Origin of the sequence: Desulfofundulus thermobenzoicus (assembly GCF_009428905.1) — a bacterium.
GTDB lineage: Bacteria > Bacillota > Desulfotomaculia > Desulfotomaculales > Desulfovirgulaceae > Desulfofundulus_A > Desulfofundulus_A thermobenzoicus.
Genome location: NZ_WHYR01000134.1, coordinates 1 through 630, shown reverse-complemented (window position 1 = coordinate 630; position 630 = coordinate 1). Strand labels below are relative to the sequence as shown.

Here is a 630-nt window from a genome sequence, read left to right as displayed (position 1 = left end):
CCAGCCGGTCTTTGCCGAAGTCCAGGTCCTCCAATGCAATGGGCTTACCCAAAGCTTTTGCCATGTCCACCGCCACTTTGGCCAGCACGCCTATCAGGTAGGTGCGCCGGTATCCGCGGCTGTAAGCCAGTTCCGGTATCTTGATGTACAGAAAACCGTTCGGTTGCACTGTCACCTGGAATTCCCCGGCAAATTTGTGTAATGCCTTCGGGTAAGGTACCTCGAAACCCTCCGGCCAGGGTTCAGGCTGGCCGAAATAATTGACGTTGGCCAGAGCTACACCGTCCGGGTTGGTGTCTATGCCCAGATAGCCCCGGTTGGAACTGGTCACCGGTTCAGGTGCCGTTACGGTGAAGGTAATGTGCACCCTGTACCGGCCGTCCCGGCCTCTGATTAACTCAACGTTATAGGGAGCGCCGGAAAGCAGCAGTTCCCACACCTTGAGCCGGTGTTTTTCCGGCAGCCAGAGCTTTCCCTCCACCCGCGGCGCTCTGGTCATTATTGGCCGCCCTTTACTGTCCGTGCCCGCCTGTTCCGATAGATGTGAGACGGTCACGGACAAAGCAAATTCTCCGCTGCGGTAGCTTATCTTGATGTTCGGGTTGCCGCCCTTGGTTTCGTCCCCCCGGG

General features: G+C 57.8%; 1 pseudogene. It reads right to left on the bottom strand.

From position 1 onward, the window contains the following. A pseudogene (locus tag GFC01_RS17845) lies at positions 1-630 on the bottom strand (IS200/IS605 family accessory protein TnpB-related protein); the annotation flags it as partial.